Source organism: Occallatibacter savannae, from assembly GCF_003131205.1.
GTDB lineage: Bacteria > Acidobacteriota > Terriglobia > Terriglobales > Acidobacteriaceae > Telmatobacter > Telmatobacter savannae.
Genome location: NZ_QFFY01000008.1, coordinates 85263 through 110043, shown reverse-complemented (window position 1 = coordinate 110043; position 24781 = coordinate 85263). Strand labels below are relative to the sequence as shown.

Sequence of the window (24781 nt, the reverse complement as noted above, 5' to 3'; positions counted from 1 at the left end):
TGTACTTGCCGCGCTGGCCGGACATGGGATCGCATCTGCTACAGTTTCGCCATGCATCGGTTTTCCGCAGCATCTCCCTCTCTGGGTCTCGCACTCCTTGCTGTTCTCGCCGCAACACCTGCAATCAGCCAGACGCACATCGAATCAGAGCAAACCAGGCATGAGCTTCGGGTTTTCGATACCTCGCTGGTCGACACGTCTGTGAGCCCATGTGAAAACTTCTACCGATTCAGCTGCAACAACTGGTTCAAGCGCAATCCGCTGCCGGCTGATCAGGCTTCTTACGGACGCTTCACCGAGCTTTTCGAACTGAATCGGCTGCACCTCAGGCAGATACTCGAGCAGGCGTCGAAGCCGGACTCGAACCGCACCGCAAACGAGCAGAAGATCGGAGACGAGTACGCCAGCTGCATGGACACTGCCGCGGTCGACAAGCTGGGTCTTACGCCGATCAAGCCCGAACTCGATCGGATCGCCGCGCTCACCCGGCCTGACGAGTTGCCCGTGTTGCTCGCGCACCTGCACACGATCGGCGTGGATGCTTTTTTTGACTTCAGCGCCAACCAGGACTACGGGGACGCAAATCAGGTCATCTCTTTCTATAACGCGGGTGGCCTCGGTCTGCCCGAACGCGATTACTATTTCCGCACCGATGCGAAATCGGCCGAACAGCGCAAGCAGTATGTCGAGCACGTTCGCAAGATGTTCGTGCTCGCCGGAGAGCCGGAAGAACAGGCCGCGAAGGATGCTGAAACGGTGATGGCGATCGAAACGCGTCTGGCGAAGGCATCGCTCACCGTTACCGAGCAGCGCGATCCGCACAACCTGAACCATCCCACGGATGTCGCCGCGTTGTCTGGAACGTTGACGCACTTCAAGCTTGCCGACTACGACGAAGCGGCGCACGCACCTGCATCCGGCAAAGCCAACGAGACCGAGCCGAAGTTCATGGCCGAGTTCAATGATCTGGTTGCGACAACTCCGGTCGACCAGATTCGCACTTACCTGCGCTGGCATTTGCTGCACTCCTATGCCGGGACCAGCATGCCCCAGGCGTTCGAGACAGAGACCTGGAACTTCTACGCGCATATCCTCAACGGGGCCGAGAAGCAGCAGGAGCGCTGGAAACGCTGTACCAGCCGGGTCGATCGCGAGATGGGCGAGGCTCTCGGGCAGGTCTACGTAGCGAAGTACTTTCCGCCGGAGGAAAAACAGCAGGCTCTGGAGATGACCCTCGCGATCGAGCAGGCAATGAGCAAGGACATCGACTCGCTCGATTGGATGAGCCCGGCCACCAAGCAGCAGGCCAAAGAGAAGCTGAAGACAGTGATGAACAAGATCGGCTACCCGGACAAGTGGCGGGACTACTCAAAGCTGGTCATCGTGCGCGGCGACGCGCTCGGGAACCTGGAGCGAGTGCGCCAGTTCAACTTCAACCGCGAGCTTGCGAAGATCGGCAAGCCGGTTGATAAAACGGAATGGGGTATGTCGCCGCCGACGGTGAATGCCTACTACGACCCGCAGCAGAACAACGTCAACTTCCCCGCCGGATATTTCCAGCCGCCCTTCTACAGCGGCAAGGAAGACGATGCCGCCAACTATGGGGATATGGGGTCCACCATCGGCCACGAGCTCACCCACGGCTTCGACGACGAAGGTCGGCAGTTCGACAAGGACGGCAACCTTAAGGACTGGTGGACCAAGGACGACGAGGCCAAGTTCAAGCAGAAGGCGCAGTGCATGGTCGACCAGTACGATGCGATCGAAGCCGTTCCTGGCGTGCATCTGAATGGCAAGCTCACGCTGGGCGAAAATCTCGCGGACCTCGGCGGCCTATGGCTGGCGTGGCTTGCGTGGCAGGACAAAGCCCAGACAGCGCACCTCGACATGAATGCGAAGATCGACGGCTATACGCCCGAACAGCGCTTCTGGATCGCCTACGCGCAGCAGTGGTGCACGCAGACGCGGCCCGAGCAGCTTCGCAGCCAGGCTCAGACCGACCCGCACTCGCCCGATGAATATCGAACGAACTCTGTTCTGCAGGATCTGCCTGAGTTCGCAAAGAGCTTTAATTGCAAGGCCGGAGACAAGATGGTGAGCGTAAAGGCGTGCCGGGTGTGGTGACACCGACCGGATGCGATGAGACTTTGTGAGTTTGAGAAATTTAAAGTGCCGGTTTAAATTTCTCAAACCGCGAAGTCTCACCTCGCGGGCGAGAGCATCTCTACGGCCTCTTGCCAGATCTTCGCAGTGGTCTCTCCTGCTGGCTTCGCGCGCGCCAGCATCATTGCCTGTCCCGCCCACATCTGCATGCGATCAGCTTTGCCTTCTTTCGCAGCAGCGTCACGCATGGCGCGCGTCAATCCTCGCTGGATCGGGTAAGGTGCGGGCGGGGGCGCGTCCGGTGCCGCGGATGCGCGCACATACGCGTTCGCAACGCCACGGCCCGGCCGCCCGGTGAACGCAGCGGTAATCATGGTTTCGTCTGCTCCGGTATTGGCGAGCGCATCGGCCCATGCGGGATTGATCTTGGCTTCCGGGCAGCGCAAGAACGCGGAGCCGATCATCACCGCGCTTGCGCCCAGAACCAGAGCGGCAGCTACGCCACGAGCGTCTGCAATGCCGCCTGTCGCGATCACGGGAACAGAGACTGCGTCGACAATCTGCGGAAGCAATGCGAAGAGGCCGACCATTCGCTGCACAGCTTCGTCCGCGTTGAAGGTGCCACGATGGCCGCCGGCCTCAGCACCCTGCGCGATGATGGCGTCGGCTCCAGCTGCTTGTGCCGCTTTCGCTTCTCCAACGGTGGTTGCTGTTGCGAACCACAAGATTCCACGCGCCTTCATTTCCTGTACAAAGTTAGGCGCATACAGCCCCATGATCGACGAAATCGCCTTTGGCCTGGCATCCAGGATCGCCCGGCACTGCGCGTCGAAGTCGGGCAACACGCCTTCCGCCGCGCTTTCCGGCACCTCCGGTCCCCACTGCGCCAGATACTCCCGCTGACGTCGTTCCAGTTCCGCATCCCGTTTCGGCTCCGGCCCGGGGATCCAGAGATTGATCTGAAACTCGCCCTCGCTCTGCACGCGGAACTCCGCACACCACGCGGCGATCTCCTCCGGCTTCATCAGCAGCGCGCCGCACGCACCCATTCCGCCCGCACTCGCCACCGCCGCGGAAAGAGACACAGGGCACGCGCCTGCCATGGGAGCGAGCAGCACGGGCAAACGAATGCCCAGGCGAGATGCAAAGTTCTCTGCACTTGCAATGGCGCTCTTCATTTTCAGGATCCTCCGCGGTGAACCATTTGCTATCTTCCGCAAGCAAGAAGGCCCACCTCGCGGTGAGCCTCTGGTTTCAGCTAAAAGCTAGAAGCTAACAGCTAAAAGCTGCTTCACTTCCCAATCACTTTCGCCAGCGTCTCCCCGATCTCAGCTGGAGAAACAACTACGTGAATGCCCGCCTCGCGCATCGCCTTCATCTTGCCCTCGGCGGTGCCTTCTCCGCCAGAGATGATGGCGCCCGCGTGGCCCATGCGGCGTCCTGGAGGAGCCGTCTGACCGGCGATGAATCCGACCACCGGCTTCTTTACGTTCTGCTTGACGAACGCAGCTGCAGCCTCTTCATTGGTGCCGCCGATCTCGCCGATCATGATGATTGCTTCGGTGTCTGGATCATCATTCAGCAGGCGCAACGCGTCGATGTGCGTCGTCCCGATGATGGGATCGCCACCGATGCCGATTGCGGTCGACTGCCCGATGCCGCGTTGCGTGAGCTGATGCACGGCTTCGTAAGTCAGCGTGCCCGATCGCGAAACGATTCCGACGTTCCCTTCCTTGTGAATGCGCCCCGGCATGATGCCGATCTTGGCCTTGCCCGGCGAAATGACACCCGGGCAGTTCGGTCCGATGAGGCGAGACTTCGACCACTTCAGCTTCGCCCAGACCTTGACCATATCGAGTGTGGGGATGCCTTCTGTGATGCAGACGATGAGCGGAATGCCCGCGTCCTCGGCCTCGAGAATTGCGTCTGCCGCAAACGGCGGCGGCACAAAGATCATGGTGGCGTTTGCGCCGGTCTCTTTCACTGCATCGGCAACTGTGCTGAACACCGGCCAGCCCTCGTGTTTAGTTCCGCCTTTGCCGGGTGTCACTCCGCCGACCACTTTGGTGCCGTACTCCGCGCATCCGAGCGCGTGGAACGTGCCTTCTTTACCAGTGATGCCCTGCACGATGAGCCGCGTATTGTTGTCTACCAGAACCGACATCTTAAAGCTCCTAGCTATCAGCTTTCAGCTCTCAGCTTGGACGTTGCCTTCGAGCTAAGTTTTTGAATAAACGAAGTAAGCATCTTGGAAACTTCTTCACCAAGTGCGGCTGCCTCGTCGATCGCCGCCGAAGAACCCATATCTAGTCTCCTGGCGACGATGAGTTGAGTCTTAACCTCGAAAGTAGAACCTAACGCAATGCCAAGAAACTGCCTGAACTCGGCTGCATTTAGCCGTCCTCGCCCTTCGGCGATGTTGCTCGCCACGGATACACTGGCGCGACGTAGTTGTGATACCAGCCCATACGTCTCTTCTTTCGGAAAGTGCTTAGTCAACTGGTAAATACAAACAGTGAGGTCGATTGCGCGTTGCCAAACTTTCAAATCCTGTGCATCTTGAGGCATCTTGATCTCTTGCCATTCTCGACCTCCGATATCCGGGGAGCTGAAAGCTGAAAGCTGAAGGCTGAAAGCTCCTAGCTTTTGGCTGCCTTCACTACCAACTCAGCAGCTTCCTTCATCGTTGCGCCTACCTGGAAGTTCAGGCCTGAATCCTTGAGGATCTTGCGGCCCTCTTCCACGTTCGTGCCTTCGAGCCGCAGCACGATCGGGACCTTTACGTTAAGCTTCTTCGCCGCGGCCACAACGCCTGTCGCGAGCCGATCGACACGCAGAATGCCGCCAAAAATATTGATGAAGATTGCTTTGACGTTTGCGTCGGACAGCAGGATCTCGAATGCGTGCTCGATCTGCTCCTGTGTCGCGCCGCCGCCCACATCGAGGAAGTTTGCAGGCGAGCCGCCGGCGTACTGAATAATGTCCATCGTCGCCATGGCAAGTCCAGCGCCGTTGACCATGCAGGCGATGGTGCCGTCGAGCTTGATGTAGTTCAGCGCGTACTTGCTCGCTTCCACTTCGAGCGGATCTTCTTCGGCCACGTCGCGCAGTGCCTTGATGTCGGGATGCCGGAACAGGGCGTTATCGTCGAAGTTGATTTTGGCGTCGAGCGCGAAGAGCTTGTCGTCCTTGGTGGTGATGAACGGATTGATCTCCACCAGTGACGCATCGGTATCGATGAATGCCTTGTAGAGGCTCTGGAAAAATGCAACCGCCTGGTTGATCTGCGTCGGCTTGAGGCCAAGCGCGAACGCCAGCTTGCGTGCCTGCCATGCTCCGAACCCAACCGCGGGGTCAATCGCTTCCTTATAGATGGCCTCGGGCCTCTTTGCGGCGACCTCTTCGATCTCCATGCCGCCTGCCTGCGATGCCATGAAGACGAGCTTGCCCGTCGCGCGATCGAGCACAATGCCGAGATACAGCTCGCGATCGATCGCGGCCGTCTCTTCAATCAGCAAACGCTGCACCTTCTGTCCCTGCGGGCCGGTCTGATGCGTAACGAGTTGCATGCCGAGGATGTTCTTCACATGCTCTTCGGCTTCTTCGCGGCTGCGGGCCACTTTTACGCCGCCGCCCTTGCCGCGTCCACCGGCGTGAATCTGCGCCTTGACCACTACGCCGCTCGCGCCCTCGGCGAAAAGTTTGCGCGCCTCAGCGGCCGCTTCTTCAGGCGTATTGGCCATTTCGCCCTTGGGCACAGCCACGCCATACTTCGCCAGGATCTCTTTTGCCTGATACTCGTGAATTTTCATGTTGGTTGGGTCCGCCCGGGTCTGCTGATGTTTCAGGGAATTGGTACAGGACAGCGACAAACGACGTCAGCACGATCGTGCCAGCGGTAAGAAAATACTATCTTGCTGCACGATGGGCTCGCAAACGAGCGAACCGGTCGACAGGCGGCATCAGAGCCAGCGAACCGCGAGATTCAGCGCGTGACAAGCTTCCAACCTGCAAACGGCTTCACCGTAGCGCAGTTCGGCCCGCCATCTTTTCCCGTCCCCGGAACATGCGTTTCGAGTATTGTGTTGGGCCTGCGCCCCACTTCATTGACCATCTCCGCACTGACTCCGCTCAGTGGAACCTTCAGTCGCCGGCTCCATTCCGTTCCGGTCTGCCCCGCGAATCTTCCGATACCGATGTAGACGAAGCGCGATTCTGGCTGCCCTTGTACAAACTGGCCAAGCAGATTCGGTGCATCGCCCTCTCCGTCCAATACAGCTCGCGCTGTGAACTCAAATCGCAGATCGTTGCCTTTCGATCGCTGCTTCTGCACGATTTCGTATTGACTGCCCTTTCCTTTCTGCAACGCAAAGTCCACGCCAGCAGGCGGTTTCTCCAGCACGACCCGAAACGTCAGCTCACGTTCCATAAACTCGCTCCTTCTACCGTGATATCACTCCTGACCTGGAGCTGCCTTTTCACTACGCTCAACCTCACACGGTTACCATAATCAAAGATATGGACTCCCTGAAAACCTTGTTGAGACCGCTCGCAGAAGACGGCGCACAGCTCACGCGCGATGAGGCGCGGGACGTGCTGCGCCAGATCCTCTCCGGTCAGGTGCCCGACGTCGAGACCGCGGCGCTGCTCACGGTTCTGGCCACGCGTGGCGAGCAGGCCGCCGAACTCGCCGGCTTCGTCGACGTGATGCGCGAGCAGTGCGTCCCCGTTCCCCTCACTGACGAAGAGCGCGCCGAACTGGTGGACTGCGTTGGCACGGGCGGTGGCGGACCGCTCACCTTCAATATTTCGTGCGGAGCAGCGCTGGTGGCGGCGGCGACCGGAGCCAAGGTGGCAAAGCATGGCAACCGCGCTGTCACGTCGCGGTGCGGAGCCGCCGACGTGCTAGAAGCGCTCGGCGTGCCCATCGACCTTTCGCCTGAACTTGCAGTCGAGTGCCTGCGCGAGACGGGCTTTGTCTTTCTCTTTGCGCCGCTCTACCACCCGGCAATGAAGGCCATGAACCCGCTGCGTCGCGCGCTCGGGTTCCGCACCATCTTTAATCTCTGTGGACCGCTGACGAATCCGGCGCACGCACGGATTCAGGTGGTGGGAGTGCTTGCGCCCAGCCGGGTTCTTCTTGTCGGCCGTGCCCTGCAGGCGCTCGGATCGAGACGGGCTTTTGTGGTCCACGGGACCGACGGCATCGACGAGCTGACCACTACGGGCGAGTCGGTGGTGGCTCGCATCATCGAAGTCGAAGGCGAAACCGAGCCGCATCTGAAAGCCGCACGCATCACGCCCGAGATGGCCGGGCTGCCTCGCGCCAAACTCGAGGACTTTACCGGCGGCGACATCGAGACGAACAAGGCGCTGCTCTACGACGTGCTCACCGGCATCAAAGGCGCGCGGCGTGACATCGTGTTGCTCAACGCCGCGGCTACGCTGGTTGCGGCGGGTATCGCTGAAGGCCTGAAGGAAGGTGTGGAGATGGGCGCCGAAGCCATCGATTCCGGACAGGCGGCCGCAACGCTGGCCAAACTTCGTCAATTCGGAGAGAAGCATGCAAGAAAGTAGCGCTCGCGCGTTCCTTCACTAGAGCGCAGAAGATTTGCGTGGTTCGATTCAAGGAGCAAGAGATGAAACTCCCCTTCGCAGCCCTTACTTCCGCGGTACTCGGCGCGGCCCTCTCCGCCGGTGCTCAGCAGCAAACGCAGCCCGAGCTCAAAGTCGACAGCAGCAACCGCACGCTTACCGTGAGTGCGACGGACAACGTCTCCGTGGAGCCCGACCAGGCGATTCTGCACATCGGCTTTGTCACTCAGCCGCAGGACGCGAAGGGCGCCTATGCCGAGGGAACGCGCGCTTCCAATGCGATCATCTCCGCGCTCAAGCAGGCGGGAGTGGCTGAGAGCGCGATCCGCAGCGAGTCGCAATACCTCGATCGCGACTGGACCACCAAACTGCGCAAGTACACGCTGCACCAGGACTGGACCGTGAAGGTAGCGCCCGAACGCGCCGCCGAGATTCTCGATGCCGCCGTGAACGCCGGAGCCACTTCGAGCGGCCAGATCGAGTGGACCGTCAAGGACGAGAAGGCGCTCGAAGCTCAGGCGCTCGACAAAGCTGCTGCCCGCGCTCGCGCCAACGCCGAAGTGCTCGCGAAAGGCATGGGCGTCCGCCTCGGCGCTCTGATCTACGTCAGCAACCAGATGTCCGCGCCGTCTTTCCCGAGGCCGATGCCAATGAAGGCCATGAAGGCGGCAAACGCAGCACCCGAGCCCCTCGCCATCGAGCCGCACCAGGTAAGCCGCGAGGCGACTGTTTACGCCGTCTTTGCGATCGAGTAGGAACGCAGCCCATTCTGTTTTCTGAATCAACCTGGCGCTTCGGATCATCTATTAGTTGTTTGAACATATAAGCTGCCGGTCGGCAGAGACCGGTTACAGGGGGCGCCTACAATGTCCAGCAACCGCCAGCCCGCCATTTTCCTTCCACACGGAGGAGGACCATGCTTCTTCATGGACTGGACATGGGGTCCGGCGGATACCTGGCAGCCGACGCAGCGGTTCCTTGAGTCGATAGCGGCCACGCTGCCTGAGCGGCCGAAGGCGATGGTCGTGATCAGCGGGCACTGGGAGGAGCCGGCCCTCACCGCCGGCGCAGCGGCGAAACCGGAACTCATCTTCGACTACTCCGGCTTCCCCGCGCATACGTACCAGCTCACCTGGCCTGCGCCGGGCGATCCGGCACTCGCCGCACACGTGAGCGCGTTGCTCCAGTCCGCAGGGCTGCCCTCGGCCACCGACACCAGGCGCGGCTACGATCACGGCGTCTTTGTGCCATTGAAGGTCGCCTTTCCTGAAGCGCAGATCCCGGTTGTCACACTTTCGCTCGATCAGTCGCTCGATCCCGCGCTGCACATCGCCGCCGGACGCGCTCTCGCGCCGTTGCGCGACGAAGGTGTGCTCATTGTGGGCAGCGGCATGAGCTTTCATAACCTGCGCGGCTACTTCCAGCCGCAGACCGCCGAACGCGCTCGTGCATTCGATGAATGGCTTACGGCAGCCGTCGAGTCGAATGCAAAACAGCGCAATGCTCTTCTCGAAAAGTGGCGCAGCGCTCCATTCGCAACATACGCGCATCCACGCGAGGAGCACCTGATCCCGCTGATGGTCGTCTCCGGAGCCGGCGGGGATGCGGCCGGCAAGCGTGTCTTCACCGACGAACCGATGGGCGCCCAGATCAGCGCCTACCGCTTCGACGGCTGAAGCTGAGGTGATCGGCGAACTCGGCTGGGGTCAGGGTCAGTGCGGATCAATCCCTTCGCCGCCGGTGTCTAAGTCTACATGCACGCCAGAACGTCGATCGCGTGTCTCGCCAGAATCGTCGCAACGTCCGCACTCGTGTCGGCAATTGGCCTGTTTGCGCTAGTTCAAGCACAAATGTGGATCCTGCGGTACCGTGCGCAACAACTGATGGCTGACATGCACGGAATTCATCTTCATCAGAGCACCTGGGCCGACGCGCAGAGACTTATGGATCGCTGGGGTGCAGAGGCGCACTACGACGGGACCTGCAGCAAGACAGAGTGCCGCTATGAGATCGTGCTGCGTGACGCAAGCTATAAGAGTTTCAATTGGCTAGTAAGACACGGAGGTTACCGGGTCTATACCTTGTTTGGCGGTCGGGCCACAGTCATAAATGCCCAGTTCCTCGTACAAAACGACAAAATACTCAGAACGAGCTTTAGCCTGATGACTTCAGTGGTCGATCACTTCGGGGCGGATTCGGACGGTTATGCGCTCATCGTTTCGATCAAAAGCCGCGGGAGTTTACGACGCCCTGCCGTTGCAAATTCCGAGCGAGTTTGGGTCAAGACGAGCAACTTCTGGACCATCCGAACTTCAAAGAAGGCAGCCCCAGCGGATGTGAAATCTGCATGGCCGTAGAAGTCACCTACGCAGCGACTGCACCACAATCAGAGATTGAAACTCTGACGACCTTCAATCTTTCCTGCCTAACCAGATTCCGACAATGTCGGAGCCTCGGAGAGCTTCTCCCTATCGCGGCTGGATGGCACCTTTACGGGTACACCGATCTAGCGAATCGCCAGCTTCCATCGCCGCCCCGTGCTCCGGAATTTTGCAACATGCCTCCGTGGGTGTTAGGAAGAGATGCCGATACTGCGCTGATTGTTGAGGGCGTTTCAGAGCCGGTTGAGATGGGCAATGACTCTCCCTATGAATCGCATGAGTTCGGGCTGCTTCACGAAATCTCAAAAGTTCGGATAATGGATCAGATCAGAGGCGGCTCGGCGTGGCCCATCGGCTCAGTAGTTCTCGCATCCGTCCATCCCCTCGTGTATGGGGATTCTTCTTATGACTTGCCAATTCTGCTAACGCCGGGTAAGAGGTTCATCGTGTTTCCAGTGGAACAAGACCGGGAGCACGGCTCACTCTCCATGCAACGCTGTGACCTGATTGAAGACAGCCCCGCAAATCGCCAGGACGTGTTCAAAGGATTCGCGCTGCACGATGACTTGCGCGGGCCTGACATACAGGGACACTGGTTTCCGGATGAATGACTGGCATCGGGATTGATGCGCTCGTTAAGTTATGGCGCCACTCCGGTTCTGTCGCCCCTAGGGGGCTGGCCCGATTCTTCGGTCCTTCTGAGTTGAGGTGATTCGCGATTTCGACTGTCTTGATTCAATGCGCAGCCCGCAACAGTATCCCTGCCAAAGCACCGCCCAGAATCAGCCAGGTCGCATTCACGCGCTTCCACAACAGGAGCACCGCGCTCGCGACACCAATAACCCAGGTGGGCCGGTCGACAAGGCTTGCCCGCCCCAGCACGAGCGCGACCTGCGCCATTAATGCGACCGCCGCCACATTCACCCCATCGATGAACGCGCCGGCCATCTTCGATCGCCGAATGCGTCCGGCGAGCGCGGCCACCATACCTGCGAGGAAGAACGACGGCAAGAACACCGCCACAGTGGCCACCACAGCGCCGGTCCAACCATGCACGAGATATCCGATAAAGGTTGAGGTTGCGAACACCGGCCCAGGCGTCATCTGCCCTGCTGTGACCGCATCGAGGAGTTGCTGGATGCTGATCCAGTGCAGCCGGTCTACAAGATCCGCCTTCAAGAATGCCAGCAGCACATATCCCGAACCGAAGACCACAACACCAAGCTTCAGAAACACCAGCGCAATGGAACCAAGCCCCGCCGCGCTCGCTCCGCCTGCGCCAATGGCCGGCATGCTGAAGCCCATCAGCGCGCTTCTGTTCTCCGAACGACTCATCTGCGGCGCGATCGCGACGGCTCCGGCTGCGAGCAGGATCGCGAGTGGCGGAACTCCGGCAAATGCGCCCGCCAGGCAGGCAATGCCCAGCGCTGCAAGCGTCCATCGCTTCACCGCCGACTGACCCAGCCGCCACAAAGCTTGGGCCACAATTGCGACGATGACCGGCTTGGTTCCATAGAGGAACCCGGCCATCTGCGGCATGCGTCCGTAGCGCACATACGCCCAGGCCAAAGCCAGCGTGGTTAGAGAAGCAGGCACAATGAAGCAGGCACCCGCAATCACCAGCCCCGGCACGCCGCCGCGCCGGTAACCCAGCGCCATGGCCACCTGGGTCGAACTCGGACCCGGCAGCAGATTGCACCCACCGACGAGGTCCAGAAACTCCTCGCGTTTCAGCCATCCCCGGCTCACCGATCCCTGCTCCATGAGAGCGATATGCGCAGCGGGTCCGCCAAAAGCAGTTAATCCGAGTTGGAGAAAGAAGGCGAAGATCTCCGCGGCTCGAGGCCTCTCGGGTTCCGCCTTCGTCGGGTTCATGCAGCGTCACCGGCCACGCAGACTGAAGCGCATGCCGCTGTCGAGGAGAATTGCGATCAATCCGAACAGCATGGCGAGGTCCGTGCGCGCTTCGTGGATGAAGCTGAGCACCCCGTACTGGTCGAGCTTCGGCGCACCGAACGGCCCTAAATGATGCCCGAGCAGGATGGGTATCTTGGTGGTCGCGATCGCGGTGAGGATCACGACGAGCAGCAGCAGCGCGGCGTCTCCGGCAAAGAAGCCGAGAATGAGCGCTGCGCCCGCGGCGATCTCGACCGAGCCCACCAGCGGAGCCAGCAGGTGAGGCCACGGCAGGCCGATGTGCGCGAAGCGCCCGGCGCCCAGTTCAGCGGGGCGGGCGAACTTGAGAATCCCTTCGGTGATAAACACCACGCCCACAATGACGCGAATCAGGATCATGGGCAGGCTCTTGCGCATCGGTCATCCCTGACTTTCGCGGAGAAGCTTTTCGATGTCGCTGGTCAGGCTCTCGGGCTTTGTGCTCGGGGCATAACGGGCGACCACGCGTCCGTCGCGGCCGGCGAGGAACTTGGTGAAATTCCACTTGATGGCGCCGCCACCGAGAGGCCCGAGCAGCCCCTTCTTCTCCTTTTTCAAATACCGATACAGAGGATGGGCATTGTCCCCGTTCACGTCGATCTTCGCGAACATCGGGAAGCTGACGCCGTAGTTCTTCTCGCAGAAGGCGCCGATGGCGGCTGCGTTGCCGGGCTCCTGCGCGCCGAACTGGTTGCAGGGAAAGCCGAGCACGACCAGGCCGCGGTCCTTATACGAGCGGTAGAGTTTTTCCAGGCCCGCGTACTGCGGGGTGAACCCGCACTGGCTGGCGGTATTGACGATGAGCAGCACGCTTCCGCGATAGTCGGCGAGGTTTTTTGGCTGCCCTTCGAGGGTCTCGGCTTCGAAATCGAAAACCGAATTTGCGGTTTCCACCATTTTCTCCTCAACGGATCTGACTCTGAGGATGTCATGTTGCCCTGTGCTGCGTCTAAGCAGGGTGCTTTCACGCATTTCAGGTCATCAGCATTCGCGTCCCGTCGTTCAAAAGGGGGCGAACTCGCCGACCCATTTCAGTCCGGTAGACTGATTGAGGACCCAATGGAGCGGCATTTTGTCGGCGAGTTTTGCTGCTGGAGGAGTCTCGAATCCTCCCCGTCATTTTCGGTCGCAGAGTGCCCGGTGTCCTGAGTTGCGCGCAGGCGCAAACGCAAGTTGTGGGGAAGGCTTTGGCCCTTCGGACCGGGCCCTTCATCTGCTGTTTCGGTGAGGGCGCGCGGGCTCTGAAGAGACCGTCGTCAAGATGGTAAAATCAATCTTTCCTAGAGGCTGTAACAGAACTTAAGCAGTGAGGGTGTGCATATTCTTCCCGTGAAGCCTTACCTTGGACCGCACCAGAACTTGTGCTCGCCGCAGGACTCCAGCCCGGTGAAGAACTCGCACGACTCCATTTCTCGCAAATCGGGGATTTCGCGCCTCATTTTCCGTTTCAGCGCCATCCTTTTTCTTGTCCTCTCCGGTGTCGTCGCAATCGCGCAAAACAGCCAGACCATCCAGTCCATCCGCGTCATCGGCAACCGCCGCATTCCCAAGGAGACCATCAAGGCCCGCATGTTCTCGCACGAGGGCGAGGGCTACGACCCCATCTCCATCGAGCGCGACTTCAACTCGCTCTGGAATACCGGCTACTTCGAAGACCTGCGCATCGAGCGGGAAGATACCGAAAAGGGCATCATCCTGGACGTCTTCGTCCGCGAGCGCCCCACCATCCGCGAAATCAACTACAAGGGCAACAGCTCGGTTTCGAACTCCGACATTCTCGACCGCTTCAAGAAGGAAAAGGTCGGCCTGTCGGTCGAGGGCCAGTACGACCCCACCAAGATCAAGCGCGCTGAGACGGTGCTGAGGGAACTGCTCGCAGAGCACGGCCACCAGTTCGCGACCATCAAGACGGACGTGAAGACCATTCCGCCCGCCTCGGTGCAGGTGAACTTCAGCATCAAGGAAGGTCCGGTCGTCAAGGTTGGCCAGATCAAGTTCGTCGGCAACCAGCACCTCAGCAACCGGTATCTGCGCAACTCGATGAAGGAGCTGCGGCCGATCGGCATCCCGCACTCGCTCATTCTCGAGAACCTGTTCGCCCGCACCTTCGACGCTTCGAAGCTGGACATCGATACCGAGCGCGTGCGATTTGCGTATCGCGACAAGGGCTACGCGAACGCCGCAGTGGAGACGCCGCGCACGCAGATCCGCGATCAGGGCGGCCTCAACTGGTTTACCTTCCGGCCCAATCACGGCAAACGCATCGATATTCTGATGCCGGTGGAAGAGGGCGAGCGCTACCGGCTCGGCTCCATCACCTTCACGGGCAATACGCACCTGAACAACACCAAGGCCCTGCGCGCACAGTTCAATATCAAGGATGGGGACTGGTTCAACTCCACCCTGATCGGCAAGGGCCTCGACAACCTGAAGAAGGCGTATGGCGGCCTGGGCTACATCAACTTTGGCGCCGTGCCCAAGCCCGTCTACGACGACCAGAAGCACACGGTCTCTTTCCAGATCGACATCGACGAGGGCAAGCAGTTCTACGTTTCGCGGATCGAGTTCCAGGGCAACACCATCACGCGCGATCGCGTTATCCGCCGCGAACTCCTCCTCGACGAAGGCGCGGTCTACAATTCGCAGCTCTGGGAGTACAGTCTTCAGCGCCTGAATCAGCTCGAGTACTTCGAACCGCTGAAGGTGGATCAGGACTCTGAGGCGCACCAGAATACGGAAGCCGGCACCGTCGACCTGCTGCTCAAGCTGAAGGAGAAGGGCAAGAACTCCATCGGCCTCAACGGCGGCGTCAGCGGCCTATCGGGCGCCTTCCTCGGCGTGAACTACCAGACCAACAACTTCCTCGGTCTGGGCGAGACGCTCAGCGTGCAGGGCAACCTCGGCAACGTCAGCCGGCAGTTCCTGTTCGGCTTCACCGAGCCCTACTTCCGCAATCGGCCGCTCAACATCGGATTCCAGATCTTCAATAACAAGTCCGACTTCAACGCAGCGAAGAACTACGAGACGAACAGCGGCATCGCTGCAAACCTGAGCGCGGCGCAACAGTCCCTGGTGCAGAACTATAACCAGGCTTCCACCGGGTTCAACTTCTCGCTAAGCTACCCGCTGCGGCGGCACTCGTTCCAGCGCATCGGCGCAACCTATAACTGGACGAAGGCGAACATCACTGCCTTCAGCACCGCCTCGCAGACCTTCTTCCAGACGATCAGCTTCCGCGGCGGCATCCAGGGAGCGAACGCGCTCAACGGCATTATCACCAGCCAGCTTTCGCTCTCGTACAGCCTCAACACGGTCAACAACCCGGTTCGGCCACGCAGCGGTCATGAGTACACGGCCGCCTTCCAGCTCGCCGGACTGTGGGGCAACGTTCGCTACTTCTCGCCCTTTGTGGCGTACAAGAGCTACCGCTCGATGCACGGCCTGCTGCCCTCGGCGAATGGTCGCAACATCCTTGCGACGCGCATGCAGCTTGGTTACATCCAGGGCTTCGGCGGCGCCGTGGCTCCTCCGCAGCAGCGCTTCTACGCCGGCGGCGAAAACGAGCTGCGCGGCTTCGACGTGCGCAGCGCGACTCCCTACGGCTACGTGCCGACGCGGCAGACCGTGCAGCTTTCGAACCCCGACGGCTCCTGCGTACCGCGCGATCCGAACAATCCGCAGCTGCAGCAGTGCATCCAGGTGCCGATTCCCGTATACGGCGTTGCCTCCATCGGCGGCGACACCACGTTCACTTCGAACCTCGAGTACCGCATCCCGATCGTCGGCTCGGCCATGTTCTCGGTCTTCGACGACTTCGGTATGGACGTTGTGACCAACCGCGGCCAGCTCAAGCAGAGCCCCGAAGGATTCGCATCGATCACCGCCCCGCTCTACGGCTGCCCGGTCTTCAACAACGGCTCCTGCCAGGGCGGCATCCCGGGATCGGAGGTCGGCTTCCAGCGCAACATCCGGCCGATCGCCGGCACCAACACCGTTCCGCGCATGTCGGTGGGTGGCGAGTTCTCGATCATCATGCCGATCCTGAATGCCCCTATCCGCATCTACTACGCCTACAACCCGCTTCGCCTGTACGAACGCCCCTACTGCAACGACGTCAGGCTGGGATCGAAGGTGCAGAGCTGCTCCGCAGAGCTGATCACCCGCGACCTTTTCCCGCCGGGCGGCGCGGGCGACTACACCTGGCAGCAGGCGATCCAGGGCTTCGGCGCGCAGAACCTCTTCCGCGAACCGAGAAAGACCTTCCGCCTGAGCGTCTCAAGCACGTTCTAGAAAGCGAATCATGAACTGCACCGAAAGGCTGCCCACGGGCAGCCTTTCCTGTTTCCGCCATCGACTTGCCGGCGGACCGGGCACCTGGAGCATGTACATTGATGGGTGCGGCGAATCAGCCCCACACGAGAAGGTGAACGACAGGTGATCCCGGTTCTTGTGCCACCCGGACTTCAGGCCGCCCTCGATGAGGCGTGGAAGGCTGCCAAGGATGTGCCCGGCTTCCTGCTGGAGAGCGAAGCGCGCTTCCTGGGAATGATGGCGGCCTGTGCTCCGCGCGAAGGGTTGATCGTCGAGATCGGCAGCTTCAAGGGCAAATCAGCCGTAATGCTGGGCAAGCTCGCGGAGCACTACGGTTTCGGCCCCATCGTGGCCATCGATCCGCACAACTTCAATAACGCCGAGCTGGCAGAACACCGCACCGATCCCGGGGCCACCTCGTACGACGAGTTCCTGAAAAACATCGAAGCCGCCGGAGTAACGCCCTACATCGAAGCGCACCGCGCGTTCTCTAGAGATGTGGCGAAAAGCTGGAACCGCCCCATCCGCATGCTCTGGATCGATGGCGATCACAGCTACCCCGGGGCCAAGGCTGACTTCGACGGCTTCATGCCGCATGTCGTCCCCGGCGGCTTTGTGGCCCTGCATGATGCTCTGCACGAGTTCCCGGGACCCATCCGCGTGTTCGTCGAAGAGATGCTGCGATCCGATCGCTTCGGAGCCGCCGGCTTCGTCAATTCCATCGCGTGGTCGCAGTTTCGGCCCGAGGACAGCTTCTCGTTCCGTCACCTTCACCGCGCCCTCGACGAAGTTGCCTCAATGCTCCTGCCTTTTGTGGCCAGCGATCAGCCTCTGAGCGGGATCCGGAAGATGCAGTTCAAACTCGCCCGCTCCCGCGTCCCCCGGGATCTGCCGTCTATTAAGGACTGGACCAAGAGCCTCAATCCGTGAAGGCGTTGCCCCCCTGTCCCCTTGTCACCGCGTCCCCCCTTCTTCCCTGGTCCCCTTGTCCCCTGTCCCGTGCCATCCATATAATCTTTGCTAGTTCCTGCTGGCGTCTCCGCCGCGTCTTTTTGCCCTCTGCCTCATACCGTAGAGCCCCCAAACAAAGACGAATAGAGGTAGCTCAGGAGGCACAGGCCTGTCTTTGCGACAGCCTTACAGGAATCTCAAGGAGTATCTGATCTCGATGAAACGCACCATCGCTACCATAGCCGCGCTGGCTTCCTGCCTCGCGCTCAATGCATCCGCACAGACCTCTGCAGCAGCCGACGCCGCCACACCCGCCGCTTCTGCGCCCGCCGGACCGACCAAGATCGCAGTCATCGTCTTCCAGCAGGCGGTTGCGCAAACCAACGATTTTCAGCGCCGCTATGCCGATCTGCAGAAGAAGTTCGATCCCAAGCGCCAGCAGATTCAGACCCTTAATACGGAAATCGCTTCACTCCAGAAGGAACTGCAGGCGCAGTCCGCAACCCTTTCCGATGCCCAGCGCGCCACCAAAGCCAAGCAGCTCGACGACAAGCAGAAAGAGCTGAAGCGCACCGGAGAGGATGCACAGGGCGACTTCCAGCAGGACATGCAGCAGACCTTCGCTACAGTCGCCGGCAAAGTCGCTGAAACGGTCGATTCTTACGCCAAGGAGCACGGCTACACGCTGGTTCTTGATGGCGGCAACCAGCAGGTCCCGGTGGTTCTGTACGCCAGCCAATCCACCGATATCACCAAGGCCGTGATCGACGCCTACAACACGAAGTCGGGAATCCCAGCACCCGAGCGTCCGGCCGGAGCCTCTGCTCCCTCGGCCCCGGTCCCGCAGGGAACGACGCCCCGTCCCTCAACGACACACAAGGCACCTGCAGCACACTAAGCCGAAATCCGCGTACTTGCAAAAGGCCTCGCCCAGCGCGAGGCTTTTTTGCGTTCCAGCGGTTTCTATTGCTCGGGCAATCCAGGTTCCTATCCCCAGCCCAGTCCACCATTCTGACGAGATGACCTTTCACTGCTCAGCTGGTTCCTAATTTTGATGATACAATGTATCTACAGGAGAAGAGCATGCGCGCACAGGTTCTAAAGTGGGGAAACAGCCTTGCGGTTCGGATCCCAAAGACCATTGCCGAAGAGGCAAATATGAACGCGGGAGACGCTCTGGAACTGGAGATCGCCGATCAGCACTCGATTCTCCTGCAAAAAGTCGGCAAGACGCCTACGCTCGCGCAGCTCGTCTCCCAGATCACGCCCGAGAATCGCTATTCCGAAATCTCGGCAGGGGCGGAAACCAGCAAAGAGGCCGTTGAGTGGTGACGGCGGGCTATGTGCCGGATGCGGGAGACATCGTCTTTTTAGATTTCGATCCGCAGATTGGGCGCGAACAGGCAAAGAGGCGTCCAGCCCTGGTCGTCACCGACAAGCGGTACAACCATGCGAGCGGCCTGGCCGTTGTTTGCCCCTTGACGAGCAAAAGGAAGCCTTATCCGTTCGCCCTTCCCGTCGATGTCGGCAACGTGGCTGGAGCGATCCTTGTGGATCAACTGAAGAGTCTCGACTGGATCGGTCGGCGCGCCCAGTTCCACTCCAAAGCTGCGCCTGGAATGCTCGCGACGGTCCGCCGTTACATCGCGGTCCTGCTGGCAATTCCCCATGCGTAAATATGCGTCCTCACATGACCCGACCGAGCGAGAAAACGGCCGCCCGGAAATGCTGATCCCTGTTCCCTGATTCCTGTTCCCTGCCTTTATTGACCCTCTCCATCCTCACCCCTATAATCCTTCTAGTTCCTGCTGACGTCTCCGTCCGCTCCTTTTCTCGTTCTGGCTTACGTCTAACAGCCGTCGAGAGAAATCGTCGTGAGGTTTTCAGGGGGGAGCGCGCGTGTCCCGGTGTGGTCTCCAGTCCGTATGCGCCGACCGTTCCAGGAACTTCTAAGGAGCTTTCAAGTCGAATGAAGCACTCTGTTGCACTCGTTCTTACGCTGGCCTCGGGCCTTGCCCTGCATGCCGCCGCTCAAACGTCCACTCCCGCTGCCACCACTACAACGGCTGCTGCCGGTCCTGCAAAAATCGCGATTATCGCTTTCCAGCCGGCCGTCGCGCAGACCAATGAGGGACAGCGCGCATTCGCCGATCTGCAGAAGAAGTACACCCCGAAGCAGACCCAGCTCAAATCCCTCAGCGATGAGATCGATAAGCTGACCAAGGACCTGCAGGCGCAGGGCGACAAGCTGAGCGACGCCGAGCGTGCCGCGCGCGCCAAGACCATCGACGACAAAAAGAAGCAGCTCGAGCGCAGCGCGGAAGACGCACAAAACGACTTCCAGAACGAAATGAATGAGCTGTACGGCGCGCTCGCGCAGAAGGTCTACGACGTTCTGAACGACTATGCCAAGCAGCACGGCTACACGCTGGTGCTCGACATCGCCCAGCAGCAGAACCCCGTTCTGTTCGCAAGCGACTCCACCAACATCACCAAGCAAGTGATCGACGCCTACAATACGAAGTCGGGCGTTCCGGCACCCCCGGCACCCGCCGCCGGCGCTCCTTCCACGGTGCCTTCAGCACCGAGGCCCGCAGGCAGCAAGCCTCCGGCCCAGTAGTCCTGAAGTTATTGCGAAAGGGCCCTCATCGCGAGGGCCCCTTTCCTTCTGGATCTGCCTTGATTTCAGCCATCTTCCCAATTGAGAAAAGGCGCGGAGAGCACCTCCGGAGCCTTGTGGAAATTTCTGTGAAAAACGCGCTGGAGGCTCTGCCATTTCGCGGTCCTTTTACCTCTTGCCAATCGGCACCTCGTCTGCTAGCGGCTGGAAGCCCCTTATTTATCTAGGAGAAGCGCAGCCTGAGGCGGGTCCGCGCGCACCCGCCGCTGCTCCTCCCCGGCCAGCCCGCCCAAAGGCAGCTTTCCACAATTTGCTGTGAACGCTTAATGAACAGGATGTGAGGCAAGTCACCGGAATCAGGTTACTTCTGCTGATCCTCGCCCACGCGCAGAACCGCCAGAAACGCCTCCTGGGGAATGTCCACCTTGCCGATGCGTTTCATGCGCTTCTTGCCCTCTTTTTGCTTCTCCAGGAGCTTGCGTTTGCGGCTGATGTCGCCGCCGTAGCACTTGGCGAGAACGTTCTTCCGTAGCGCGCTGACGGTCTCGCGGGCGACCACCTTCGACCCGATCGCTGCCTGGATGGCGACCTCGAACTGCTGGCGTGGAATCAGCTCCCGCATCTTCGACACCAGCGCCCTGCCCCGTTCGTATGCGTGGTCCTTATGCACGATGATCGAGAGTGCGTCCACAGGCTCGCCCGAGACCAGCATATCCAGCTTGACCATGGGCGATACCCACTCGCCGGCAAGCGAGTAGTCGAGCGAGGCATAGCCGCGCGATACCGACTTCAGCCGGTCGTAGAAGTCGAGGACGATTTCGTTCAGAGGCAGTTCGTAAGTCAGCAGAACACGCGTGGGCGTTACGTATTCGAAGTTGATCTGCTTGCCGCGCTTCTCTTCCACCAGCTTGAACATTCCGCCGACGTACTCCTCGTTGGTCAGGATCTTCGCCTGGATCACCGGCTCGCGGATCTCCTCGATGTTGGTTGGATCAGGCCAGCGCGAAGGATTATCTACCTCGAGCACCGTCCCGTCGGTCAGGGTGACGTGGTAGCGGACACCCGGAGCCGTCGTGATCAGGTCCAGCTCGTACTCGCGCTCCAGCCGCTCCTGGATGATCTCCATGTGCAGCAGGCCGAGGAAGCCGCAACGGAATCCGAAGCCCAGCGCCGCCGAGCTCTCCGGCTCGAAGAAGAACGAGGAGTCGTTCAGCCGGAGCTTTTCCAGGGCATCGCGCAGCAGCGTATGCTCGTGCGAATCGACGGTGTATAGACCGGCGAAGACCATCGGCTTGATGTCTTCGAAGCCCGGCAATGGCGCGGACGCGGGCCGCTCCTCTTCCGTCACCGTGTCGCCGATGCGCGTGTCGCTCACCGTTTTGATGGTGGCGGCGAAGAAGCCGACCTCGCCTGCGGACAACTCGCCAATCTCCACGGGCTTCGGCATCAGCACGCCCATCGAATCGACTTCAAACGCCTTGCCGTTCGACATCAGCCGAATGCGCTGCCCCTTGCGCATCGTTCCCTGCATCACGCGCACCAGCACGATGACGCCGCGATAAGCCTCGAACCACGAGTCGAAAATCAGAGCCTGCAGAGGTGCATCGGGATCACCTGTCGGCGGCGGCAGCCGCTTGACGATCGCCTCCAGCACATCGTCCACGCCCTGCCCGGTCTTTGCGCTGACCGGGATGGCGTCGGTCGCATCCAGGCCCACGGCCATCTCGATCGCCTCCTGCGTACGCACAATGTCCGCCGACGGCAGGTCGATTTTGTTAATTACAGGAATGATTTCGAGGCCGTGGTTGATGGCCAGATAAGCATTCGCCAGGGTCTGAGCTTCGACGCCCTGGCTCGCGTCCACGACCAGCAGCGCGCCTTCGCACGAAGCCAAAGAGCGCGAGACCTCATAGCTGAAATCAACGTGACCCGGCGTATCGATCAAGTTGAGCTGATAGGTCTGCCCGTCGCGCGCCTTGTACATCATGCGTACGGCGTGGGCCTTGATGGTAATGCCGCGCTCCCGCTCCAGATCCATTGCGTCGAGGATCTGGGCCTGCATCTCGCGCTGCGCCACCGCGCCGGTGAGCTCCAGCAGGCGGTCGCTGAGGGTCGACTTCCCATGGTCGATATGGGCGATAATTGCGAAATTTCGAAGGTATTTTACGTCCATTAGAGAGGGGTTATCACTGCGGGCAACACTAGGAAATGAGCGATATCTCCATGGCTTAGCTTATCATCGGCATAGTGCCTTCCGCGCTTTGGGGTAGTGTTGTCACAGCGTCAGTTGATACGCATGATTTCGATTCGTTCCGGTAGCCTGGCTTGGTCGATTCCAGCCCTTGCGCTGGTACTCTCGGCGTCGGGATGCGGCCCGTCTCAGGCTCCTTCGAAGGCTGCTACTCCCCCTCGTCAGGCACTTGCTCCCGCTGTTGCGACGCAGCCGGCTCAAGCTCAGGCAATGCAACCGCAAGCGGCTCCGGTCTCGCCGCCGCAATCGCCCGCTCAGCAGCAGCGCATCAGGAACCTCATCCAGCAAGTGGATGCGGCATATGCTGCCGGCCAGGCCGACTACAAAAAAGGTGATCTTCCTGCGGCGCGCCGCGACTTCGACCATGCGGTCGACCTGATGCTGACCAGCGGCCTCGACATCAAGTCCACGCCCGAGCTTCAGGACGAATTCGACCGGATCGTGGACCAGATCAACGGGCTCGAGATGGAAGCGCTGCGCCAGGGCAACGGCTTCACTCCCAAGACCGAAGACACCCCGGCCGAAGCTGCCGAGGAAGTCACCTTCGTTGTCGATCCCAACATCGTGGCCAAGGCGAACGCCGATCTCGCCACCACCAAGTCCGATCTTCCGCTCGTCGTCAACGACTACGTCGCCGCCTACATCAACTTCTTCGCGAACACGACCAAGGGCCACAATACGCTGCTCCACGCCTTTCAGCGCGCCGGCCGCTACCGCCAGATGATCGAGCGGGTGATGAGCGAAGAGGGCGTGCCCCATGACCTCATCTATCTGGCTGTGGCCGAGTCCGGATTCCAGCCCCGCGCCGTAAACCGCAAGTCGCGCGCCGGCGGTATGTGGCAGTTCATGCCTTACGGCAGCTACGGGCTCACGCGCAATATCTACGTCGACGAGCGCTTCGACCCCGAAAAATCGACCCGCGCCTACGCCCGCTACATGAAGTACATCTACGAGCAGCTCGGCGACTGGTATCTCTCGATGGCCGGATACGACTGGGGTACCGGCAATGTACAGCGTGCCGTGCAGAAGACCGGCTATGCCGATTTTTGGGAGCTCTACAAGCGCAACAACCTGCCCGGCGAGACCAAGAACTACGTTCCGGAAATCCTCGCTGCCATCATCATCGCCAATCATCCTACCCAGTACGGCTTTGACGACATCACGCTCGATCCGCCTGTGCTGACCGATACGGTGACCATCAACTACTCCGCGGATCTGCGCCTCGTCTCCGACATCGTGGGTGCGCCCATAGACGAGCTGATCGCGCTGAATCCAAGTCTGCTGCGCATGGTCACTCCGCCCGATACTGAGTTCGACCTGCACCTGCCTGCCGGCACCGCCGCCCTCTTCCAGGAGAAGATCGCAGCCATTCCCGTCAGCAAGCGCGACTCGTGGCGCTATCACAAGGTCACGCCAGACGACACGCTTGCCTCGGTTGCGCGAACGTACAGCGTATCGGTTTCAGCTCTGGCGGATGCCAATCAGCTCGACACGACCTCAAAGCTCGACGGGGTAGAAGCCCTGGTGGTTCCGGTTCCGGCTCGGGCCGTCCCATCGTCGCATACGGTTTACTACACGACCCGACGCGGCGACACCCTGGTCTCTATCGCCGACCGATTCGGCATCTCGCTCTCCCAGCTTCGCCGCTGGAACAAGCTTCCAGCTTCCGGCATTCGCGTTGATGCAGGCCGGCGCCTTCATGTGGCCGAACCCACCGTAGTCCGCGCCAGCGCCACCCGCACCCGCCGTGGCTCGCACGCGAAGACCCCCTCCTCCCGAACGTCGAGCCACGCTGCGAAGTCCTCTTCGTCGAAGACAACGCACAAGAGCACATCGACGAAGCGCTCCACTCATCCCAAAACATCCACGCGTGCGCAAAAATAACGTTGGTAACGGAATTCCCTTCGCGTTTCTTTGATAGTATTTCGTGCAATGTGTTGTTAGAATTGCTCCGCATGCGGAGCTAATTCGCAGCAACGCAAAGATGCATACCCAATGTGGGCAGCGGTAGACCGCTGGAGGCAATCGGATGGACGAAGTGATCAAGATGTACGCAATGAATGACGGTGATTCCGAATTGGAGCCCGCTGAGTTGAACGCCGATCACGATGAAATGGAAGAAGACGACGACCTCGACAGCTCGAATGTAATCACCTCCTCAGACGACGATGACGAGATCGAGGTGGAAGAGGGCGTGATTATCGCTGAGATTATTCCAGACTCCGCGCCGGCCCCGAAAAAGGCCCCCGCCAAGAAAGCAGCCAAGGCTCCCGCGAAGAAGGCTGCCGCGAAGAAAGCTCCGGCCAAGAAGGCAGCGAAGAAAGCTCCTGCGAAAAAAGCAGCGAAGAAGGCTCCTGCCAACAAGGCCGCTAAGAAGTCCGCCAAGAAAACCGCTGGCGCCAAAGGCGGAAAGGCTGCGAAGAAATCCGCAGCGAAGCGCGCTGGTAAAACCAATACAAGAGGAAAAAAATTGGCCGTTAAGAAAGCAGCAAAGAAGGCAGCAAAGAAGGCTCCTGCAAAGAAGGCAGCCAAGAAGACCGCAGCAAAAAAGGCAACCAAGAAGACCGCTAAGAAGAAGTAGTTTTCTTGTAGCAGTACCCAAGGCAAGCAAAAAAGCCCGGCATCCCGCCGGGC

Annotated in this window: 23 protein-coding genes; 14 read left to right on the top strand and 9 right to left on the bottom strand. The window is 60.2% G+C overall.

Annotated features, from left to right (window positions below):
• Positions 1-51: 51 nt before the first annotated feature.
• The gene (locus DHV10_RS24200) at positions 52-2124 is read left to right on the top strand and encodes a M13 family metallopeptidase (RefSeq protein WP_162601861.1); all 2073 of its coding nucleotides are present in this window, start codon (positions 52-54) and stop codon (positions 2122-2124) included.
• A 77-nt stretch (positions 2125-2201) separates the two neighbouring features.
• Here DHV10_RS24200 and DHV10_RS24195 read toward each other — a convergent pair whose 3' ends face one another.
• The 5 genes from DHV10_RS24195 to DHV10_RS24175 all read right to left on the bottom strand — a co-directional run bounded on the left by DHV10_RS24195 (position 2202) and on the right by DHV10_RS24175 (position 6532).
• The gene (locus DHV10_RS24195) at positions 2202-3281 is read right to left on the bottom strand and encodes an NAD(P)H-dependent flavin oxidoreductase (protein WP_109489001.1); all 1080 of its coding nucleotides are present in this window, start codon (positions 3279-3281) and stop codon (positions 2202-2204) included.
• A 113-nt stretch (positions 3282-3394) separates the two neighbouring features.
• Positions 3395-4267 carry a succinate--CoA ligase subunit alpha gene (sucD, locus tag DHV10_RS24190; RefSeq protein WP_109489000.1) on the bottom strand — a complete coding sequence of 291 codons (873 nt, stop codon included), beginning with the start codon at positions 4265-4267 and terminating at the stop codon, positions 3395-3397.
• Between the two features lie 17 nt (positions 4268-4284).
• Positions 4285-4671 (bottom strand): four helix bundle protein, encoded by a 387-nt coding sequence (locus DHV10_RS24185; protein WP_109488999.1) that lies wholly within the window; start codon positions 4669-4671, stop codon positions 4285-4287.
• A gap of 71 nt (positions 4672-4742) precedes the next feature.
• Positions 4743-5915: an ADP-forming succinate--CoA ligase subunit beta gene (sucC, locus tag DHV10_RS24180; protein WP_109488998.1), complete on the bottom strand. Its 1173-nt coding sequence runs from the start codon at positions 5913-5915 to the stop codon at positions 4743-4745.
• Positions 5916-6088: 173 nt separating this feature from the next.
• Positions 6089-6532, bottom strand: a complete 444-nt coding sequence (locus DHV10_RS24175; protein ID WP_109488997.1) for a DUF5990 family protein — start codon at positions 6530-6532, stop codon at positions 6089-6091.
• 110 nt (positions 6533-6642) lie between these two features.
• On the opposite strand from DHV10_RS24175, the gene trpD reads away from it, so the two are divergent.
• From trpD to DHV10_RS27395, 5 genes are all read left to right on the top strand, one after another.
• Positions 6643-7680 carry an anthranilate phosphoribosyltransferase gene (trpD, locus tag DHV10_RS24170; protein WP_239462020.1) on the top strand — a complete coding sequence of 346 codons (1038 nt, stop codon included), beginning with the start codon at positions 6643-6645 and terminating at the stop codon, positions 7678-7680.
• 62 nt (positions 7681-7742) lie between these two features.
• The gene (locus DHV10_RS24165) at positions 7743-8453 is read left to right on the top strand and encodes an SIMPL domain-containing protein (RefSeq protein WP_162601860.1); all 711 of its coding nucleotides are present in this window, start codon (positions 7743-7745) and stop codon (positions 8451-8453) included.
• A 111-nt stretch (positions 8454-8564) separates the two neighbouring features.
• Entirely contained in the window at positions 8565-9374 is an 810-nt protein-coding gene (locus DHV10_RS24160) for a DODA-type extradiol aromatic ring-opening family dioxygenase (protein WP_109488994.1), read from the top strand.
• A gap of 78 nt (positions 9375-9452) precedes the next feature.
• Positions 9453-10055 carry a hypothetical protein gene (locus DHV10_RS24155; protein WP_109488993.1) on the top strand — a complete coding sequence of 201 codons (603 nt, stop codon included), beginning with the start codon at positions 9453-9455 and terminating at the stop codon, positions 10053-10055.
• 341 nt (positions 10056-10396) lie between these two features.
• Positions 10397-10690, top strand: coding sequence for a hypothetical protein (locus DHV10_RS27395; RefSeq protein ID WP_162601859.1), 294 nt, complete (start codon positions 10397-10399; stop codon positions 10688-10690).
• A gap of 124 nt (positions 10691-10814) precedes the next feature.
• On the opposite strand, the gene chrA is transcribed toward DHV10_RS27395, so the two are convergent.
• Genes chrA through DHV10_RS24135 form a run of 3 tightly spaced genes read right to left on the bottom strand, consistent with a single transcriptional unit; the run spans position 10815 to position 12908 of the window.
• Complete coding sequence (gene chrA / locus DHV10_RS24145) at positions 10815-11954, bottom strand: chromate efflux transporter (RefSeq protein WP_109488991.1); 1140 nt, start codon at positions 11952-11954, stop codon at positions 10815-10817.
• A 6-nt stretch (positions 11955-11960) separates the two neighbouring features.
• A complete protein-coding gene (locus DHV10_RS24140; RefSeq protein ID WP_109488990.1) occupies positions 11961-12392 on the bottom strand; it encodes a DoxX family protein in 432 nt (143 codons plus the stop codon).
• 3 nt (positions 12393-12395) lie between these two features.
• Positions 12396-12908, bottom strand: a complete 513-nt coding sequence (locus DHV10_RS24135; protein WP_239462019.1) for a glutathione peroxidase — start codon at positions 12906-12908, stop codon at positions 12396-12398.
• A gap of 420 nt (positions 12909-13328) precedes the next feature.
• Here DHV10_RS24135 and bamA point away from each other — a divergent pair, with 420 nt between their 5' ends.
• From bamA to DHV10_RS24105, 6 genes are all read left to right on the top strand, one after another.
• Positions 13329-16304 (top strand): outer membrane protein assembly factor BamA, encoded by a 2976-nt coding sequence (gene bamA, locus DHV10_RS24130; RefSeq protein WP_239462018.1) that lies wholly within the window; start codon positions 13329-13331, stop codon positions 16302-16304.
• A gap of 144 nt (positions 16305-16448) precedes the next feature.
• Positions 16449-17255 carry a class I SAM-dependent methyltransferase gene (locus tag DHV10_RS24125; RefSeq protein WP_109488988.1) on the top strand — a complete coding sequence of 269 codons (807 nt, stop codon included), beginning with the start codon at positions 16449-16451 and terminating at the stop codon, positions 17253-17255.
• A 238-nt stretch (positions 17256-17493) separates the two neighbouring features.
• Positions 17494-18174 carry an OmpH/Skp family outer membrane protein gene (locus DHV10_RS24120; RefSeq protein WP_162601858.1) on the top strand — a complete coding sequence of 227 codons (681 nt, stop codon included), beginning with the start codon at positions 17494-17496 and terminating at the stop codon, positions 18172-18174.
• Between the two features lie 185 nt (positions 18175-18359).
• Positions 18360-18608 carry an AbrB/MazE/SpoVT family DNA-binding domain-containing protein gene (locus tag DHV10_RS24115; RefSeq protein ID WP_109488986.1) on the top strand — a complete coding sequence of 83 codons (249 nt, stop codon included), beginning with the start codon at positions 18360-18362 and terminating at the stop codon, positions 18606-18608.
• Positions 18605-18952, top strand: coding sequence for a type II toxin-antitoxin system PemK/MazF family toxin (locus DHV10_RS24110; RefSeq protein ID WP_239462017.1), 348 nt, complete (start codon positions 18605-18607; stop codon positions 18950-18952). Before DHV10_RS24115 ends, DHV10_RS24110 begins: the two co-directional genes overlap by 4 nt.
• Before the next feature lie 293 nt (positions 18953-19245).
• A complete protein-coding gene (locus DHV10_RS24105) occupies positions 19246-19896 on the top strand; it encodes an OmpH/Skp family outer membrane protein (RefSeq protein ID WP_109488984.1) in 651 nt (216 codons plus the stop codon).
• 361 nt (positions 19897-20257) lie between these two features.
• On the opposite strand, the gene lepA is transcribed toward DHV10_RS24105, so the two are convergent.
• Complete coding sequence (gene lepA / locus DHV10_RS24100; protein ID WP_109488983.1) at positions 20258-22069, bottom strand: translation elongation factor 4; 1812 nt, start codon at positions 22067-22069, stop codon at positions 20258-20260.
• Positions 22070-22192: 123 nt separating this feature from the next.
• Here lepA and DHV10_RS24095 point away from each other — a divergent pair, with 123 nt between their 5' ends.
• Complete coding sequence (locus tag DHV10_RS24095) at positions 22193-24031, top strand: lytic transglycosylase domain-containing protein (RefSeq protein WP_239462016.1); 1839 nt, start codon at positions 22193-22195, stop codon at positions 24029-24031.
• Between the two features lie 145 nt (positions 24032-24176).
• Complete coding sequence (locus tag DHV10_RS24090; RefSeq protein WP_162601838.1) at positions 24177-24728, top strand: hypothetical protein; 552 nt, start codon at positions 24177-24179, stop codon at positions 24726-24728.
• Positions 24729-24781: the final 53 nt, after the last annotated feature.

What these genes read in the sequence shown, in the direction of transcription:
- DHV10_RS24200 (WP_162601861.1), top strand. Translation starts at nt 52, where the DNA reads ATGCATCGGTTTTCCGCAGCATCTCCCTCTCTGGGTCTCGCACTCCTT.
- DHV10_RS24195 (WP_109489001.1), bottom strand. Translation starts at nt 3,281, where the DNA reads ATGAAGAGCGCCATTGCAAGTGCAGAGAACTTTGCATCTCGCCTGGGC.
- sucD (WP_109489000.1), bottom strand. Translation starts at nt 4,267, where the DNA reads ATGTCGGTTCTGGTAGACAACAATACGCGGCTCATCGTGCAGGGCATC.
- DHV10_RS24185 (WP_109488999.1), bottom strand. Translation starts at nt 4,671, where the DNA reads ATGCCTCAAGATGCACAGGATTTGAAAGTTTGGCAACGCGCAATCGAC.
- sucC (WP_109488998.1), bottom strand. Translation starts at nt 5,915, where the DNA reads ATGAAAATTCACGAGTATCAGGCAAAAGAGATCCTGGCGAAGTATGGC.
- DHV10_RS24175 (WP_109488997.1), bottom strand. Translation starts at nt 6,532, where the DNA reads ATGGAACGTGAGCTGACGTTTCGGGTCGTGCTGGAGAAACCGCCTGCT.
- DHV10_RS24165 (WP_162601860.1), top strand. Translation starts at nt 7,743, where the DNA reads ATGAAACTCCCCTTCGCAGCCCTTACTTCCGCGGTACTCGGCGCGGCC.
- DHV10_RS24160 (WP_109488994.1), top strand. Translation starts at nt 8,565, where the DNA reads ATGTCCAGCAACCGCCAGCCCGCCATTTTCCTTCCACACGGAGGAGGA.
- DHV10_RS24155 (WP_109488993.1), top strand. Translation starts at nt 9,453, where the DNA reads ATGCACGCCAGAACGTCGATCGCGTGTCTCGCCAGAATCGTCGCAACG.
- DHV10_RS27395 (WP_162601859.1), top strand. Translation starts at nt 10,397, where the DNA reads ATGGATCAGATCAGAGGCGGCTCGGCGTGGCCCATCGGCTCAGTAGTT.
- chrA (WP_109488991.1), bottom strand. Translation starts at nt 11,954, where the DNA reads ATGAACCCGACGAAGGCGGAACCCGAGAGGCCTCGAGCCGCGGAGATC.
- DHV10_RS24140 (WP_109488990.1), bottom strand. Translation starts at nt 12,392, where the DNA reads ATGCGCAAGAGCCTGCCCATGATCCTGATTCGCGTCATTGTGGGCGTG.
- DHV10_RS24120 (WP_162601858.1), top strand. Translation starts at nt 17,494, where the DNA reads ATGAAACGCACCATCGCTACCATAGCCGCGCTGGCTTCCTGCCTCGCG.
- DHV10_RS24115 (WP_109488986.1), top strand. Translation starts at nt 18,360, where the DNA reads ATGCGCGCACAGGTTCTAAAGTGGGGAAACAGCCTTGCGGTTCGGATC.
- DHV10_RS24105 (WP_109488984.1), top strand. Translation starts at nt 19,246, where the DNA reads ATGAAGCACTCTGTTGCACTCGTTCTTACGCTGGCCTCGGGCCTTGCC.
- lepA (WP_109488983.1), bottom strand. Translation starts at nt 22,069, where the DNA reads ATGGACGTAAAATACCTTCGAAATTTCGCAATTATCGCCCATATCGAC.
- DHV10_RS24095 (WP_239462016.1), top strand. Translation starts at nt 22,193, where the DNA reads ATGATTTCGATTCGTTCCGGTAGCCTGGCTTGGTCGATTCCAGCCCTT.
- DHV10_RS24090 (WP_162601838.1), top strand. Translation starts at nt 24,177, where the DNA reads ATGGACGAAGTGATCAAGATGTACGCAATGAATGACGGTGATTCCGAA.